15 protein-coding genes are annotated in these 16,879 nt (G+C 49.1%); 4 read left to right on the forward strand and 11 right to left on the reverse strand.

Features of this window, described 5'->3' with window-relative positions; translation table 11 throughout:
* Positions 1–322: 322 nt before the first annotated feature.
* The 3 genes from DEALDRAFT_RS04015 to DEALDRAFT_RS04025 all read right to left on the reverse strand — a co-directional run bounded on the left by DEALDRAFT_RS04015 (position 323) and on the right by DEALDRAFT_RS04025 (position 1,929).
* The gene (locus DEALDRAFT_RS04015; RefSeq protein WP_008515132.1) at positions 323–496 is read right to left on the reverse strand and encodes a Flp family type IVb pilin; all 174 of its coding nucleotides are present in this window, start codon (positions 494–496) and stop codon (positions 323–325) included.
* 394 nt (positions 497–890) lie between these two features.
* Positions 891–1,454 carry a hypothetical protein gene (locus DEALDRAFT_RS04020; RefSeq protein ID WP_143753370.1) on the reverse strand — a complete coding sequence of 188 codons (564 nt, stop codon included), beginning with the start codon at positions 1,452–1,454 and terminating at the stop codon, positions 891–893.
* Between the two features lie 268 nt (positions 1,455–1,722).
* The gene (locus tag DEALDRAFT_RS04025; protein ID WP_040378405.1) at positions 1,723–1,929 is read right to left on the reverse strand and encodes a cysteine-rich CWC family protein; all 207 of its coding nucleotides are present in this window, start codon (positions 1,927–1,929) and stop codon (positions 1,723–1,725) included.
* Positions 1,930–2,290: 361 nt separating this feature from the next.
* Between DEALDRAFT_RS04025 and DEALDRAFT_RS04030 the strand changes: the two genes are divergently transcribed.
* The 3 genes from DEALDRAFT_RS04030 to DEALDRAFT_RS04040 are packed head-to-tail and all read left to right on the forward strand — an operon-like array spanning position 2,291 to position 6,805.
* Positions 2,291–5,245: a CotH kinase family protein gene (locus DEALDRAFT_RS04030; RefSeq protein ID WP_008515135.1), complete on the forward strand. Its 2,955-nt coding sequence runs from the start codon at positions 2,291–2,293 to the stop codon at positions 5,243–5,245.
* A 29-nt stretch (positions 5,246–5,274) separates the two neighbouring features.
* Positions 5,275–5,955, forward strand: coding sequence for a DUF4956 domain-containing protein (locus DEALDRAFT_RS04035; protein WP_008515138.1), 681 nt, complete (start codon positions 5,275–5,277; stop codon positions 5,953–5,955).
* A 22-nt stretch (positions 5,956–5,977) separates the two neighbouring features.
* Positions 5,978–6,805: a polyphosphate polymerase domain-containing protein gene (locus DEALDRAFT_RS04040; RefSeq protein WP_008515139.1), complete on the forward strand. Its 828-nt coding sequence runs from the start codon at positions 5,978–5,980 to the stop codon at positions 6,803–6,805.
* Positions 6,806–6,854: 49 nt separating this feature from the next.
* On the opposite strand, the gene DEALDRAFT_RS04045 is transcribed toward DEALDRAFT_RS04040, so the two are convergent.
* The 8 genes from DEALDRAFT_RS04045 to DEALDRAFT_RS04080 form a co-directional block, all read right to left on the reverse strand.
* Positions 6,855–7,610, reverse strand: a complete 756-nt coding sequence (locus DEALDRAFT_RS04045) for a hypothetical protein (RefSeq protein WP_143753371.1) — start codon at positions 7,608–7,610, stop codon at positions 6,855–6,857.
* A gap of 193 nt (positions 7,611–7,803) precedes the next feature.
* A complete protein-coding gene (kdd, locus tag DEALDRAFT_RS04050; protein WP_008515141.1) occupies positions 7,804–8,835 on the reverse strand; it encodes an L-erythro-3,5-diaminohexanoate dehydrogenase in 1,032 nt (343 codons plus the stop codon).
* Positions 8,836–8,851: 16 nt separating this feature from the next.
* Positions 8,852–9,880, reverse strand: a complete 1,029-nt coding sequence (kamB, locus tag DEALDRAFT_RS15830) for a lysine 5,6-aminomutase reactivase subunit KamB (RefSeq protein ID WP_008515142.1) — start codon at positions 9,878–9,880, stop codon at positions 8,852–8,854.
* Between the two features lie 14 nt (positions 9,881–9,894).
* Entirely contained in the window at positions 9,895–10,710 is an 816-nt protein-coding gene (gene kce, locus DEALDRAFT_RS04060) for a 3-keto-5-aminohexanoate cleavage enzyme (protein WP_008515143.1), read from the reverse strand.
* Between the two features lie 16 nt (positions 10,711–10,726).
* Positions 10,727–11,116 carry a 3-aminobutyryl-CoA ammonia lyase gene (gene kal / locus DEALDRAFT_RS04065; RefSeq protein WP_008515144.1) on the reverse strand — a complete coding sequence of 130 codons (390 nt, stop codon included), beginning with the start codon at positions 11,114–11,116 and terminating at the stop codon, positions 10,727–10,729.
* Positions 11,117–11,118: 2 nt separating this feature from the next.
* Entirely contained in the window at positions 11,119–11,865 is a 747-nt protein-coding gene (kamE, locus tag DEALDRAFT_RS04070; protein ID WP_008515145.1) for a lysine 5,6-aminomutase subunit beta, read from the reverse strand.
* Positions 11,846–13,417 (reverse strand): lysine 5,6-aminomutase subunit alpha, encoded by a 1,572-nt coding sequence (kamD, locus tag DEALDRAFT_RS04075; RefSeq protein ID WP_008515146.1) that lies wholly within the window; start codon positions 13,415–13,417, stop codon positions 11,846–11,848. The genes kamE and kamD overlap by 20 nt, the downstream gene beginning before the upstream one ends.
* Before the next feature lie 25 nt (positions 13,418–13,442).
* Positions 13,443–15,023: an amidohydrolase gene (locus tag DEALDRAFT_RS04080; protein WP_008515147.1), complete on the reverse strand. Its 1,581-nt coding sequence runs from the start codon at positions 15,021–15,023 to the stop codon at positions 13,443–13,445.
* 198 nt (positions 15,024–15,221) lie between these two features.
* On the opposite strand from DEALDRAFT_RS04080, the gene DEALDRAFT_RS04085 reads away from it, so the two are divergent.
* Positions 15,222–16,874, forward strand: coding sequence for a PucR family transcriptional regulator (locus tag DEALDRAFT_RS04085; protein ID WP_008515148.1), 1,653 nt, complete (start codon positions 15,222–15,224; stop codon positions 16,872–16,874).
* Positions 16,875–16,879: the final 5 nt, after the last annotated feature.

Consider the following 16,879-nt stretch of genomic DNA (forward strand, 5'->3'; position numbering starts at 1 on the left):
CACCTGCTATATGATTTATGTTGGCCAAATGGATACGACTCGATTTAACAGGCCTACAACCGAATCTCCCAGGGAGCTAACTGAAAAAACAACAGCAATGGTTACTAACATAAGGATAAGTGCATATTCAGCAAGAGACTGGCCATTTTCAGATATATAGATTTCTCGTAATATTTCTCGCAATACTGTAATTACAATATTCATTTTTACTCACCTTCTCTATCACACTGGCTATTGGTATTAATCCTTAACCAAAAAGTATATTTTAGGCTATGAACCTGCCCAGTAATGGGCAGGTTCATATTGTGTAAGGCAAACCTCACTATTGAGGTGCCACCAGCCTACCAGCAATATTGCTAAAAAGCGTATTTAGATTTGTTCCAACAGCAGTTAATCCAACAATAACAGCAAGAGCGACAAAAACTAAAATCAACCCATACTCCGCCAAACCCTGACCTTTTTCTTCTCTTACCAACCTCATCATTAAGTTTTTCATTTTTCTTCCTCCTTTTTTATTAATCTTTGCCCCGTGGAACCTATGCCGGTTTTACGGATAGATTTAAATTTGTAAGTCGGGACATCTCCTAGGGGGAGTTTTTAGGATGATTTAAGTGTATCGTGGATGGGGGAGTGTGGGAATGTACTATGGTGTAATTTTACATACTACTTTGGTAGCATGTTTTAGAAAATTCTATCTATTTCTTAATGAACAGTAAAAGTCGCAAAATATTAGCTGTGCGGGTAGCAAACGGTGAGAAGCTTCATTATGGGTATTAAACCGTTGTGGTCTGCGCGGGGAGGACGCGCCGGAGTTTATTAAAAACTTGTAGGGACAAATATACTCCCGCATGATGAATGCTGGAGTATTGTGTTTTCGAATGCGAATTGGTTTAATGGTAGACAAATCTGATCTCTGCTTTAAAAAGCCTGTCGTATAGCTTATATTCTTCATGGAGTTCTCTTCTGCGCATAAAGAAGTTGGTGAAGAACTCCCAGAGAAATACCCAGCCGCCGATGATGATTCCTTCGTGCATGACGCCCAGGAGTATACTGCCTGCGGTGCCGCCCCAGAAATAGCCGAAACTCAAAAACGAACCGGAGAGTACAAGGTTAGAAACAATGCGCCTGTGTAGCGCCGACGTCACCTTGCATAGCCGTAGAACCGCATAGTTATAGAAGTTTTGGTAAGCTGAGATTAGGGCAGCTTCTTTTTTTTCATCCTTTTTCTCGTCTGGTAAATAGAGTACAATGCCGATCTCATAATTTAAGGGAATATCTTCAGAAGAGTTAAATATATAATCGTTAAATTCGTCTTCTATATCCCTTTTCTTAAATGGAGTGGGATCCCAGTCATCGTAAACATCATCATAGTCGTCAAGGGCTACTTCAATTAAATACTTGTTGCCCTCCTTCTCAAATTTGTAAAGGTTTTGAAAATATCGTTTTTTGCGCACGGCTTTCACTCCCGCAAATGTTCGTACATAGACATTATTTGCTTTCCAATGTGTGGTGATGCACGGTACCGAACTATGCGAAAAAAACACATACAAAAGAAACCCTCCGGCAGTCAAAACACTACTGCCGGAGGGTTATCTTTTAACCGAATCGGTTGCTGGTATTATTCACTTAAAGAATAAAAGATGGCACTTAGAGTCTCGTTTTCTGCGCCCAGGGCGGCGGCGGTGAAGCTGGTGCCAAGCTTATTTTATTGCATCGTATTTATTAGCTGTCATTACTTGCATTATCTTTGATATGCTTTTCTATGCAGGATCTGCAAATGCATGCTTTATTTTTTTTATCCTCTGGAACCATATCCAATAAATATTGCGGAATCTTATAATTAATACACCAGCAGCTTCCTTTTCCGTGTTGGCAATTATTGTCTTGTCCGCATAACGGGCATATCCTTTCTTCTCCTTCTACAGCCATATTAGCCTCTCCTTTGTAAGTGTATTTGTCATCAAAAGTTATTTCTCGGCGGGCTTAGCAATCCCCTGTAAAAAGAAGTGATGGGCACTAAAGATACCTAGGGACTCAGCAACGATCACAGCAAAAACCAGCTCTCTGAAGTGCACCCCAAATGTTAGACACATATCTGACATTTGGGGTGCACTTCATTAAGGGCTGGTTTTTGTTATGGTGAGACTAAATATACTTGAGAGTACTGAAATACTGGGTATTGTAAAAAATTTAAATATTTTTGTAGGATTTTCTACATTTATATGGAAATTAACTTAAGAATTATGGAGTTTTATGCAAGTATTTAGCTTGAGTGTTTGTGGAGGATATTATGCTGCGTTCAAAAGAAGAAAGCTCACCAAAGAAAATACACTTTCTGCATGTGCTGGCCCTGGCAATCCTGCTGGTTGTTATTGTGGCGTTTTTTAGCAGTAATACTTTTGGCAGCCACAGTTTGGTGATTAACGAGGTAATGGCCAGCAACAGAAATATTATTGCCGATGAAGACGGAGACTACCCCGACTGGATTGAGCTGTATAACTCAGGCAGTTCAACTCTTAACCTGGAGGGGTTTTATCTGTCCGATGAGCCGGCAAACCCCCAGAAATGGCAATTGCCGGAGGTTATCCTGGAGGCGGGTGACTATCTTTTGATTTTTGCTTCCGGTAAAGACCGAACTGATCCCGAAGGTAAGCTGCACACCAATTTCAGGTTAAGTGCAGACGGCGACGATGTGGTGTTAAGCACAGCCGATGTGCGAATTATCGATAGTGTGGAAACAGAATATTTGCCGTCTAACATCTCATACGGTCGGGCAGCGGACAGTCGTGAAACCTGGCATTACTTTTTTGACCCCACACCGGGAAAACAAAACAGTGACATAGGGTTTAAAGATAAAGAGCGCCCGCAGGCAGAAAACGAAACGGTTTATATTAATGAGTTTATGTCTTCAAACAGAACATCTATTATGGATGAGGACGGCGACCGTCCGGACTGGGTGGAGATACACAATTTTGGTGAAGAGGCTGTAAACCTTAAGGATTACAGCCTCTCCGACAAAGAAGACAACCGCTATAAGTGGCGCTTCCCCGATGTTACCATCGAAGCGGGAGAATATCTGCTAATCTTTGCTTCAGGCAAAAACAGGTATGACCCTGACGGGCCGTTTTTGCACACAGGCTTTCGCCTCAATGACACCGACGACACCTTGGTTTTTAGTACCCCTAACGGCAAAACCATTGATGAGATTAAAATCAGAGACCAGATTACAGATGTGTCTTTTGGCCGGGATAAAAACGACAAAGACAGTTGGGTCTATTTTCCCGCACCGACGCCTGGTTTTGAAAACTATACACAGGGTTTTGAGGAGCTTTCGGGAGAAACCCTGCCCACAACATATAATCTGCATATCAACGAAGCGATGGCTATGAACACTGACACTTTGGCCGATGAAGACGGTGAATACGAAGACTGGATAGAACTTTACAATTCCGGTGATGAAGCGGTTAATCTGTATGGCTTTGGCCTCTCCGACAAAGTGGATGACCCGTTTCGCTGGGAGTTTCCGGAAATCATTATCGAGCCAGAAAGCTATCTTTTGGTCTTTGCTTCCGGCAAAGACAGAAACCCGCAGCCGGGTCTCTCCCCTCATACAAATTTTCGCATCAGCAGAAGTGGTGAAACCCTGGTGCTGACAGCGCCCACCGGTCAAACGATAGATAAGCTGGCTACAGGAAGCCTTGCAGCAGGAATTTCTGTGGGCAGACATCCCGATGGCCTGGAGGGCAGATTTTTTTTTACAGAGCCTTCGCCGGGTAGTACCAACAGTAAAAACGCTTTGCGGGGATACGCACAGTCTCCTGTCTTCTCCCACAGAGGGGGCTTTTATGACGACGGCCTTACTTTAAAGATTAGTGTGGCCGACCCTCAGACAACAATCCGCTATACTACAGACGGAAAAGAACCTGATGAGGATTCTCCGCTCTATTCCGGGCCCGTTGAAATAGATGAAACTACGGTAATCAGAGCCAGAGGTTTTGCAGAAGGCAAGCTGCCGGGCGATACGGCAAACGATACTTTTTTTGTTGATGAAACAATACATCTGCCTGTGGTTTCGGTGATGATGGATCCCAAAGACCTGTGGGACCCGCATGTGGGAATATATGTGAGGGGCTACAATGCTGATCCTGAGTTTCCCTATATGGGTGCAAACTTCTGGCAGCGCTGGGAAAAGGACATTCACCTGCAGTTTTTTGAGCCTGACGGCATACTGGGTTTAAGCCAAGATCTTGGCATTAGAATCGCCGGTCAGTTTAGCCGGGGTATGGACATGAAAAGCTTTAATGTTTTTGCCCGCAACCGCTACGGTTCAGACACGATAGAATATCCATTTTTTCCGAAAAAAGAGCTGACTACGCAAAAAGCAATTACCCTGAGAACCTCAGGTCAGGATGCGGTCTATACAAAGATCAGGGACATTATGATGACAAGCCTGCTTGACACCACAGACCTGGACTATCAGGCCTTCAGGCAGAGTGTACTCTTTATTAACGGTGAGTACTGGGGGATTTATAATATTCGGGAAAGAATCAATGCAAACTTTATCGGCTACAACCATAATGTAAATCCGGATAATGTGGATCTTTTACAGGGCAACTCAATTATCAGGGCAGGCGATAATGAAGATTATCTGGCCATGCGTGATTATGTGGACAGAAATGATATGCGTAAAGATGAGCACTATGCTTACGTCAGCAGCCTGATGGACATGGAAAACTTTATGGATTACTGGATAGCGCAAATATACTTTGCCAACCAGGACAGCGCCAATATCCGTTTCTGGCGCGAACAAAACGGGGGAAAATGGCGCTGGATCGTCTTTGATCTGGACTGGGGCTTTTTTAACGTCAACCACAACACGCTGGCCTTTGTTACCCATCCTGACGGTACCGGTGCTGGCAGAAACCTCTCCACGGTCTTACTTAGAAACCTGCTAAAAAATGATGAATTCAGGGAAGAGTTTATCCGCCGCTTTGCCTATCATTTAAACCATACCTTTGTTCCCGAAAGGGTCATTGGCGTCATTGATGAACTGGCGGCAAACATTGAACCTGAAATGCCCCGCAACCTGGAGAGGTGGGGTGGCTCCATGAATAACTGGCACAACCAGGTGCAGCAGTTGCGGGATTTTGCCAAAGGGCGGCCTGCGGTTGTGGCAAGACATGTACAGAGGAAATTTAACCTAAGCAACGACGAAATGGAAGCTTTTGATGCTTGGTCAAGGTAAAAGAACAGGCTTAGTGGAAGGAGATTAATATGTGGCAGGATTTTATTGAATTACTTTTTATCCCCGGAGAGCTGGCATTAAACATGTTTGTTTCCCTGATTCTTTCATTTCTTTTGGGGATGGCCATTGCACTGCTTTATAAGAACACTCACCGCGGCTTAAATTATGAGCACTCTTTTTTATCTACTCTGGTGCTTTTACCTCCCATTGTTACCATGGTGATGATGTTTATCCGTGGTGACCTGGTCCTGTCACTGGGACTTGTGGGCTCACTCTCTATTATCAGGTTCCGCACACCCATTAAAGACACGCGTGATATGGTGTATCTGTTCTGGGTTATTGCGGTGGGTCTGGGTTCGGGCACAGATAACTGGACACTGGTGATTATTGCGACCATCCTTCTTTCCATTGTAATTGCCGTTTTATACCTGGCCGAATACGGCCGGCCCAAACACTCCGATTTTGTACTGGTGCTCTCCGGCACATCCGACTATCCCGCCGCCCATACCAAGGAATTAATAAACCGCTATGCCAGCACCGCACGTGTACGCTCCTATGAAGTTAGCGGCGACAATTGGGAAACCATTTATGAACTAAGGTTTACCCGCAGCCAGGAAAAAGAAGCTGATGCACTTTTAAAGAGCATGCAGCAGATAGAGGGCATCGACAGGGTATCACTGCTGGCTCCACAGCTGGCACTGCCGATGTAAAAATAATACTGGAGTGAAGAAAATGAAGTTTCCGGCAAAAAAAGAAAAGTGGGGCACCTGGCGCTTTGAACTTAAATACAGAATATCTCAGTGGCAGTATTACCAGATCAAAAACGCCATAACCCCCTATATGAAGCCCGATGAATTCACACTCGCCCAGCTCGGCGGTGCATATCTGGTGCGCAGCTTATATTATGACACCCATAACTATCAGGCCTATCATGAGAAAATAGGCGGCGACTTCGGGCGGATTAAAATCCGCACCCGCAGTTACACAGACATAGCGGATGAAAACACCAAAATCCGGGTGGAACTGAAAACAAAACGCGGCTCGGCCATGGAAAAGTTCAGCAGCTTTGTCCCTTATTCCTCATATGCTGCTTTTATGGAAACCGGTCACTGGCCGGCATACGACAGCCCGGTCCTCACAGAATTTGAAAGACTGTATTATTTAAGAACCTTAAAACCAAAACTTTTGGTGCAGTATCGGCGGCTGGGTCTGAAATCCCGCTTTGGAGAAAACCTGCGCATCACCTTTGATATGGATGTGCGCAGTGCAGACTCCTCTTCTCTGTTTCCCGCCACGCCGTTTTTCAGGGTCCATGACCCTAACCTGATTATTTTGGAGATAAAATGCCAAAGCGAACAGCCTCAGTGGTTGTCAAAACTGGTCAAACAGTACGGGCTAAAAATTGTGGCCAACAGCAAGTATACTCGCGGCATTGAAATCTCACGGCCTGATGCCGTCACACCAATGTGGAGCCAGGGCTTTGCAAACGCCCCAGCCAGGCTGCAGCAGCCTGGAAAAATCGGCTCCCCTGTGGGACACAGGCGACAGTTTAGCAACTGAATATAGACATGAAAGAGCCGGCAAATTATGCCGGCTCTTTGTCTGACAGCTATGTTTTTTTGTATGCTTTTAAGAATTGGGGCCATGTCTCCTGCGGTGAAAGGGGAATAAAGCTGTTTTTTTCCGGGAGATTACAGGATACATAGATTTCTTCCAACCGGTCGGGAGTAATACCAAGCTCTGTACAGATTTCCCGAATTGTATTTATAATGCTCTGCTTGATGTCTCCTTTTTTTGCTTCGTAAGGAGCTGAATCATCAGGGCCGTTGAGGTCAAGATAGCAAACTGCCAGGTAAAACTCCAGAGCTTTTTGCAGTTTATGGTCTTTGTGCGTGATTTCTGCCATCATCAGGCGCATGTCTCTATATGACTGCCATTTTGATTTTTGAGCATAATTCATAGCCATATCATTTGCCCTGTTCCAGAGAACAGAAAACTTTGTATTAACCTGTGTTGATTTGGCCATGGCTGATATCTCTCTTGTGCTGAGCTCCATTTTTTCGGCAAGCTTAGTAGCCCAGTTCAGATCATCAAAATGCTTTTTTTCTATGGCCAGCCTTTCTGCCTGTTCTTTTGTTAAAAGCATCTTCTTCTTTGTTTTATAATGACGGTCAACAATGATTGTTTCTTTACAGCTTGGACAGTTGTTTTTCTTGTTAACCTGCTTGAGGATAAATTGACAGTTGGGACATTTTTTCTCTGTGAAATAATCATGGTTTTCCTGATAAGCATTGTCGCCGAATGGATCGGCTTTATTTGCCTGTGAACGAAGCTTGTTTTTGAAAAAGTCTATAAAACCCATCATTTGCCTCCTAACGTATCGCTTGCCAATTGTCTAAATATTCGGCAAACTACTCCCCATTACCTCTTTATTGCGTCCTTTCACCCGCCAATGATAATTCCTTCATGCATGACGCCCGAAAAAAACACATACAAAATAAACCCTCCGGCAGTCAAAACACTACTGCCGGAGAGTTATCTAGAATCACTTGCTGGTATTATTCACTTAACGAATCAAAGATGGCACTTAGAGTCTCGTTTTCTCTCAGGATATTCAGGGTATGCTCGGCGTGGCCCTGGGTGTAGCCGTTGCCGATGATCAGTTCCACATCTTTACCCACCCCTTCTGCGCCCAGAGCGGCGGCTGTGAAGCTGGTGGCCATGTTGAAGAAGTAGGCTTTGCCGCCGTTTTTGGCTGGCAGGATGGTGGACATTTCTGTACGGGGTACGTTTGTGCAGTTGATGGCCACATCGGCCAGCTTGCCGTTGGTTGCTTCATGGACCAGGTTGTAGACTTCCATGGCATTGGTGGCGTCGGGTGAAAGGATGACATCTGCCAGGCGGGTACTGTGGGCTCTTTGGCAGGCGGCTTCGCTGCGGGCCACGGCTATGACCAACCCGTCGGGGCCCGCCTGTTTTCTTGCTTCATGAAGACAAAGCAGACCTGATTTGCCTCCTGCTCCCAGGACCAGCACCGTATCTCCTGTGTTAACCAGGTGGGAGACCTGCGCCGGTGCGCCGGCCACATCCAGGGCCGCTAAAGCCACTTTCTCCGGCATGTCATTGGGGAGTTTGGCATAGACGCCGGACTCAAAGAGGATGGCCTGGCCTTCCACGTCTACCTGGGCTGTCTGCAGGTTTACCGCGGTGATCTTATCTATCTTCAGAGGTGTCAGAGAAAGGGAAACGAGGGTGGCAATTTTGTCGCCGGGCTTGATATCTCTGTCCAGCTTATCGCCCAGGGCGGCGATTTGGCCGATTAGCATACCGCCGGAGCCGGTGACCGGGTTGTGTTGTTTGCCCCGGGTTTGGATGGTTTTTAATATGGTTTCTTTTATGGCTTCCGGGTCGCCCTTGGCTTCTTCTTTTATTTGATGGAAGCTGGCCGAATCCAGATTAAGTGTGCTGACATCAATGAGAATCTCGTTGTCGTAGATTTCCATGGAATTGTCGATACGCCAGGCGGCCTGGGGTAGGACGCCGTGCGGTTCCACGACCCGGTGGGTACCGAAAACACAACCTTTTTTCATTTAGCAACCCTCCGATTTAGTAGTAGTTCATTACCCAAGGGCCCGGATTAATGACCGGTACGCCGGGCAGTGCATCTTTAATGGCCCCAAGGAACTCTTCCGGGATAAATTCCCAGCCTTCGGGAGAAAAGGGATTAGCGGATACTGCCAACAGATTAAGGGGATGAGTAGCATAGATCTCCCCTCCCCTGTTTTTAAACTGCCGCCACTGGCTGGAAGTGACAAACAGACAGGTAGAATTGCGGATTACCAAGCGGGGGAGTTTGTTTTGGGAGAGAATTGCAGCGAATGTATCTTCGCCCAGGGCGCCATTTAGGTAAATGCCCCAGGCGTTTTTTTGCTTGTAGGCGGAGGTCAAATCATGGCCCCGGCCCAAAAGTGTAGGAAAAGGAAAAGGGCTGAGAGTTTTATCCGGCAGGAGCAGGCCACCGGCACAGGGTGGCAGTTTAGCGATGGCGAGGCTTACCCAAGGGGGAGGCGCCGGGATGGTTAGCTGTTCTACCCAGGTAGCCGCTTCATTGACCACTGTATCTAAGTCCGGGCTCACCACAGCCCCCACCGCCAGGATTATTTTATCCAGGACTAAGGCGGCGGCTTTTCTGTCCAGGGAGCCGTCCACATAGATTCGTTTTGCACCGCGGTCGGCCATGCGATCCATAATATATTCCAGGTCCTTGGCATACAAAGGTCCTGCCAACTCCATATTGCCTTCATGGGCTACTTCGGCGATGATTACCTCTCCCAAGGGAGTGTGGATGCCCGTTGGTTCCGGGTCACGCAGTGTGGCGGTGCTTATTCTTAAAGCACTTTGCGCGGTGGCGATTATTGTTCCCTCTGGGCAGAAGATGTGGGGTTTGGCCTTGCCTGTAACCAGATCCAGTGGTTCGCCGTCCCGTCCGGTGGAGGTTAGGCCCAGTTTCTCGTTGTGGAGGGCGGAAGCGTTTATTAAATGGTTTAAGGTGCTGGTTTTACCGGCATTTTTGGCCATGCCGGCGATAAAGACCCGGTCTGCGTTTTGTTCTTTGATGATGTCATAAAGCTGCATATTAATCGCCTCACTTAGAGTGGGAGACCAAGGATTTTACGGGCCTGGTTGGGTGTGGCGGGGGTGCGGCCTAGTTCTTGGGCCAGTCGGGTAATGCGGGCCACCAGTTGGGCGTTACTTGCTGCCGGTACTCCTTTTTCGTAGTAGACGTTATCTTCAAAGCCTACCCGGACGTGGCCGCCCATGGCCAAGGCCATGGTGCCCAGGGGTAGTTCGTGGCGGCCGATGCCGGCCACCGACCAGGTACAGTTCTCGGGGATGCGGTCTGCCAGATACGCCAGGTTGCGGGCGGAGGCGGACATGCCGCCAGGAACGCCCAGGACGAAGTCGAAGTGCAGGGGTAGGGAGATAATGTTCTTTTTGATGAGTACCAGGGCGGTGTCCAGCATACCGGTATCAAAGATTTCAATTTCCGGCACAACGTTGTTTTCCCTCATTCTATTGGCAAAGTCGGTGATTAAAGGAAAAGGGTTGGAGAATATTTCGCTGCCGAAGTTTACCGTGCCGGTGGTCAGGGTGGCCATTTCCGGCTTTAGGGTAAGGGGGGCCGCGCGTTGTTGGGGAGTCATGTCTGTACTGCCGCCGGTGGAGACCTGGATGATGATGTCGCACTTTTGTTTTATTCCCTCAATGACCTGCCGGAAGATATCCGGATCCTGGGTGGGGTTGCCCTGGGGGTCGCGAACATGGAGGTGGGCAATGGCTGCTCCGGCCTGCCAGGATTCGTAGACGGCTTCGATTATTTGTGTGGGGGTTAAGGGCAGGTTGGGATTGTCGTCGCGGGTGGCTTCGGCGCCTACCGGTGCTACTGTGATGATTACCTTATCCATTTAGGATCCCCCCCTTCTATTTGCGCTGTTTGTCTTTGGGGACAACGCAGGTACCGCTGGCTCTTACTACTACAATGGGTTCCTGGAGTACTTCTGCTGCTGAAGGTTGGTTTTTGTCCCCGGTAAGTTGGATAACCTTTTGGGCGGTAAACTCCATTCTGCGGGAAGTGTTGCCCACTTTGGTAATTTTGCCAAAGGCTTCAATGTAGTCTCCGGCGTGGACCGGGCCCACAAACTCTACGCTGTCGTAGGCCACAAAGAGGCCTTCATCGCCGTCTTGTTTAATGAGAAGCTCTGTGGCCACATCACCAAAGAGGTTCAGGATGCGGGCGCCGTCTACCAAACCGCCGGCGTAATGGGCATCGTGCTCACTCATTCGTACTCTGATAAAAGAAGTTGTTTCCATGCTCAGGTACCTCCTTTATTTCTTTGTTTTAGTTCGTGAACCAGGTAGGAGGCCACGTCACCGGCGAAGGTGCCGGGGCCAAAGCCGGCATCGTAGCCCAGTTCTTTGGCCAGTTCCTGGCTGATGCGCGGGCCGCCTACTATCAGGATTATCTTTTCGCGGATTTGCTCTGCTTCCAGCATATCCACCAGTCGGGTCAGGTTTTTGATGTGGATGTCTCTTTGGGTAACCACCTGGGAGATTAACAGGGCGTCCGCTCCTTGTTCCAGGACGGTGGCCAGGAGTTCTTCACAGGATACCTGGGCTCCCAGATTGATGGCTTCAATTTCTGTGTAGCTTTCCAGTCCTTTGTGGCCGTCATAGCCTTTCATGTTCATGATGGCATCAATGCCTACGGTGTGGGCATCGCTTTCGATGCAGGCGCCGATGGCTTTTAGTTTGCGGCCCAGGGTTTGCTGGATAGACGCGTTTACCTCCTGGGGTGTGAGGGCGGGGAATTCGGCGCGGGGTACGTGGATGGCGGTGTAGTCTACCGTGGCCTGGCAGGAGCCGTAGACGATAAAGTAGGTGAAGTCGGGGCTCAGGGATTGCATATGGGCTATGCGGGGTTCACTGAAGCCCATCTTAGCTGTTAGTTGGCGAGCCGCCTCCTTAGCTTCGTCGCCGGCGGGTACCGGGAGTGTGAAGGACAGTTGGGTGGCGCCGTCGTTTGGGGTGTCGCCGTAAGGTTTAACTCGCTTTAAATCCATGAGTCGCCCTCCTTTCCCGCAGCAGTTCGATAAAAGGAGTGTAATAATCCGGGGATTTGGTAATTACCCCTTCCTGACCTTTGCCGCCGTCGGGCTGGCGGGCGATATCGGCGAACATGCCGCGGCTGATGGCATTCATCAGGCCAAGGGAATTGATTTCTTCTAACATGTCAACGGCATCGGTTAGTACCTGAGCTGCTCTTTGTTCCATCTGTCCGCCGGGTTTGATTACCAGTTCGTCGGCGAGGCTGCCGGCGGCGTCAAAGACGTATCGGGCACCTTCCACACTGAGGTAGCGGTCCTGCAGGTGTGGAGTGTGCAAAGCTTCCGTTAACATACCCAACAGGTGAATGGACTGGCCGGTGAGGATGGATGTGAGGTTAAAGAGGGTGTTTTGCACGTGGCCTTTGAAGATATTGCCGGTCATGTGTTTGGTGGGCGGCATATATTTAATGGGCGAGTTGGGAAACAGTTGGCGGACCAGCTGGGCCTGTGCTAATTCCATTAAGAGGCTGTCTTTTTTGTTGGGGCTGATTTCAAAGGCGTGGCCCAGGCCGATTTGTTCTTCTTTAAGGCCGCTTTCCAGAGCGAAGCGTTCGTTTATGAACTGGGAAGCGATGACGGTATGGGCTTTTTCGTAGGCATCGGCGGTGGTGAGGTAATTGTCTTCGCCGGTGTTGATGATTATGCCGGCATAACCGTTTAGCATACGGGAGATGTACTGGTCGATGAGGGTGCGGCGCATATTGATATCGCGAAAGATTATGCCGTACATGGAGTCGTTTAGCATTACATCCAACCGCTCCATGGCGCCCATGACGGCGATTTCCGGCATACAGAGCCCGGAGCAGTAATTGGTGACCATGATGTATTTGCCGGCTTGGCGGCCCGCATCGTCCATGGCCTGGCGCATAATGTGGAAGTTTTCCTGGGTGGCATAGGTGCCGCCCACGCCGCCGTCGGTGGCGCTGTAGGGTACATAGTCAAAGAGGCTTTGGGCGGTGTGGCGGATGACCGCCACAATGTCGGCGCCCTGCATTACGCCGGCTTTGGCCTGTTCAATATCGGCGTAGATATCGCCGGTGGCCACAATGATATAGAGCAGGGGCTCCCGGCCTTGGCCCAGTTCCTGCTGCAGGCGCTGCCTTTCCTTTCTTTGGTGATCAATCTTTTGGATGGCGTTTTCTGCATAACGTTCAAGCAGAGGCAGTACTATTTGGGGGTTATTCTCTTTGCCGGTAAGAAGATTTAGTTTACCACGGGCTGCCTGTTCTGCCACTTCCTGCAGAGTGAGGCCGTGATTGTGCATGGCATTGGCCATCCAGTAACAGACGCCACGGGACAGGGCATTAGCGTCCTGCAGTTGTTTGACCACTACATTGGGCAGCGGTACTCCGTTGGCATCGATGCCGTCTATGCCCAACAGGCGCAGATAGGCCCGCTCCACAGATACTGTGGTATGGTTGTGGATGTAGCTCATCACCTCGTCTACAATCCCTTGGGAAAGTTCTCTTGCTCTTATTATTTTTTCTCTGTCCAAACGCAGTTCCATTGAACTTCCCTCCCCTGATTATTAATTAAGCTCCTATATCAAAGAGGGGTACTGCCCCTCCACGGTCATAAACAATCTTTCCTGCCACAATGGTGAGATCCACATTTATGTCTTTTAAGTTTCCCGCTGTGATAAAACAAGGGTCTTCGGCCAGGACAATGATATCGGCTAGTTTCCCCGGTGTGATGGAGCCCAATTCCTTTTCCCTGAAAAGGGCTGCAGCTCCGTGTAAGGTAAACATCCTGATGGCTTGGAAAACTTCCAGGCATTCCTCTTTGTTGGGATGGTTCACGGCGGCATGAATGGCCAGGATGATATCCATGGGGGTTACGGCGGAGTCGGAGCCGCCGGCAAGGACCAGACCCTGATCCACCATGGTACGCAGCGGGTTGGTACGCATTACCCTCTCAGGTCCCAGACGCTCGCCATACATATTGTCTGCTCCACCCCAGAAATATTCAAAGGCGGGCTGGACCGACAGGATAAGGCCCAAATCTCTTGCCCGCCGGATATGCTCCGGTGTGGGAAGTTCAAAATGTTCCAGTCGGTGGCGATGATCCAGGCGGGGGTATTTACTGAGGACCTTCTCCAGGCTGGTTAGCATCATTTCAATGCCTCTGTCTCCGATTACATGCATGGAAAGCTGCAGGCCGGCGGTATGGGCCTCTTCCACAAAGTGGTTTAGTTCATCCTGCTCAAAATAGAGGTAGCCGGAGTTTTGGGGGTCATCGGCATAGGGTTCCAACAGTGCTGCGGTTCTGGAACCAAAGGAGCCGTCTATCAGAATGCAGCCGCCGATGCGCGGCAGTCCCAGATCCACCACTCTAGCCACATCCGTTGTCTGGTAAAAAACTTCTAACCGGATGGGTACCTGTTCTTGATGCTGCAGTAAGAACTCGGCATCCTTATCCTGTGACTCGTCTCCCCCCTCCATGGCACAGACGGTGGTGACACCGGTGCGCAGAGCCTGCCGCACCGCTTCCCGCAGGGCTGCGCCTCTGGTTTTGGAACCAATCAGGCTGCTGTTATATTCCCGGACCAAACGGTCCGCCTCCGAGCGCAGACGGCCGGTGGGCTCACCCTTTTTATCCAGTTCCAGGCCCGGAGTGTCCAGGGGAATTTCCATGCTATTTAGCAGTGGGGTGTTAACAACGGAAGAGTGTAAATCCACTCTGCTTAGCCAGACAAGATGATTTGGCGCTACTTTATCCAAGTCATGGCGGCAGGGGGGTATTCCTTGGGGGAAAAGGTAATCGTCATAGCCATAACCGCGAATCATGGAGTCGGAGGGAAAATAGCGGGCGGCGATGGCTATTGCTTCTTTTATCGCGGCAATGGTGTTTTTGCCCTGCAGGTCAACATCGTTTGCCGCATAGCCGGTTTGCATAAAGTGGCAGTGATTGTCAATCAGACCTGGCAGGACCGTGCGGCCCATCAAATCTATGACGGTGGCGCCGGGGGCGGCAAAGGATAGCGCTTCCCTGGAACCGCCCACAAACAGAATGTGGTTGTCACTGATTGCCAGGGCGCTGCCGCAAGGGCGGTGCCCATCCATGGTGATGATATTTCCGTTGACCAGTATCAGGTTGGCGCTCCTCCATTCCATATCTGTATCTACACCTCTTTTCAGGCCTGATGGGCCTTTATCTCTGTTTTCAAAGTAACATACCCTGGTGTGATTTACTATGGTACCTGTACAGGAAAATATGGCGGTTCTTTTATACATCATGTATAACCAAGGCAGGAATGCAGTGGGTTTAGGGGGAATACTTTTATTAACAGATTATAAATCCGGAGGAAAACCATGACTTTAACAGTACATGAAGCGCTCCACCTGGATGTTTTAAGAGACGCAAAGGTCCGTGCCGGATGGGGCGGCCTGGAAAGAAAAATTAAATGGGTCAATATCCTGGAGATTCTGGAAGAGCTGAATGTGTCCCGGGACGGCGAGCTTTTAATTACCACAGCTTTTGGCTTAAAGGATAATCCCGGACTGCAGCAGCAGCTTATCCCTCATCTGGTGGAAAAGGGCCTGGCCTGCCTGGCCATCCAGACTGGGTATTATCTGCAAGAAATTCCCTCGGTTATACTGCGGCAGGCCAACCTGCACAATCTGCCCGTTGTGGAACTGCCGAGGGATACCATGTTTGCCAACTTGTCCAAAGCTATACTCACCCGGCTGATTAACCACCAGTTTCAGGTTCTCTCTGATTCCCAGGAACTGCAGCACAGACTGACACAACTGGTGTTAAAAAACAAAGGGCTCTCCGAAATCCTTTCTGTTCTGGCCGAACTCCTGGACAGGAAAGTACGGCTTGTTGACAACAGCTACCGCCTGTTGGCAGGCGGAGTGCTCTCCGATGGCGGTGAAGCAGATACATCCGAGGCTATAGAGGAAGAATTTCAGTGGCTGCGCAAATACGGTATTCTTGATTCGCTGGAAAAGGATAAAAAGGCCGCGGAGGTAGCAGAGTCAAAGCATGTCTCTGCCCAGATTATCGCACCGGTCATGTCCGGTGATACCGTTACTGCCTATTTATCCGCGGTGGGAGACAGCCAAACTTTCAGTGAGTTAGACTTGGCGGCGCTCTATCAGGCGGCCACCCTTTGTTCCCTGGTGCTTTTAAAAGAAGCGGCGGTCCGGGATACCGAGGACCGCCTTAAAGGCGACTTTCTGGATGATTTGCTATCCGGCAATTATCCCTCTGAAGAGATAGTGCTCAGGCGGGCACGTTTTCTGGGGTACGAATCCATTCACCGCGGTGTGTTTATGCTTTTTAAGGCCAATGAGTTTGAAACGCTGGAGGAGCTCTCCGAGCCGGAAATTATCCAGATTAAAACCGACTTAATATCTCTGATTCAGGAGGCTTTGCAGCAAAAGAACATTCACAGCATCTGCCGTCTGCAGAGCGCCACGGTAATTGTGCTGATCCTTGAAGAAGGGTTTCTCTTTGGCGATGCCGATGTGGAGCTGGCCACGGAACTTAAGGAAGAAATAGAGCAGAAAATGAAAAGGGTAACGGTGTCGGCCGGATTGGGCCGACCTTACCGGGAGCTGGGGAAATTGGCAAAAAGCTTTGCAGAAGGAGAAAAAGCGCTGAGGATTGCACAAAAGATCGGTGATGACCGCGGAATTTTCCGTTTCTCCGATTTGGGAGCGTTCCGTCTGCTTCTAAGTGAGAATGAGGCGGAACTGAATGCTTTTTACCGGGATACGGTGGAAAGAATCGTGGAAGATGACCGGAAAAACAACGGGGAACTGCTAAAATCATTGAAGGTCTATCTGGATGAGAACCGCAATATTAAAGAAGCGGCTTCTAAACTGTTTATCCACCGACACACCCTTAAATACCGGTTGAATAAAATAGCCGGTTTAACCGGCAGAGACCTGGATAACTCAGAAGACTTGCTTAATTTGCATTTAGGGATTCTGATTTCCTATATTCTCGGTGAGTAAGACTG

The sequence above is a fragment of the Dethiobacter alkaliphilus AHT 1 genome, assembly GCF_000174415.1.
Lineage (GTDB): Bacteria > Bacillota > Dethiobacteria > Dethiobacterales > Dethiobacteraceae > Dethiobacter > Dethiobacter alkaliphilus.